This window comes from uncultured Aquimarina sp. (genome assembly GCF_947492405.1).
Lineage (GTDB): Bacteria > Bacteroidota > Bacteroidia > Flavobacteriales > Flavobacteriaceae > Aquimarina.
Genome location: NZ_CANLMP010000044.1, coordinates 1 through 203, shown reverse-complemented (window position 1 = coordinate 203; position 203 = coordinate 1). Strand labels below are relative to the sequence as shown.

Genomic DNA, 203 nt, shown 5'->3' with positions numbered 1-203 from the left:
ATATCATATAATCCATCATTATCACTGTCTAAGTCTAAGTGGTTCGGAATACCATCGCCGTCAGTATCATATACATCTGGAATACCATCTCCATTACTATCCGTATAATCCGTAGTACTACCATCTCCGGTACCATCATCACTATCATCCTGCCAGTTGGGAACACCATCGCCATCTTCATCGCCATTAGGATCGTTTCCTCC

At 42.9% G+C, this 203-nt stretch carries 1 pseudogene; it reads right to left on the bottom strand.

The annotated features are described in order from the left end of the window. Positions 1–203 (bottom strand): annotated as a pseudogene (locus Q0829_RS27580) (hypothetical protein); the annotation flags it as partial.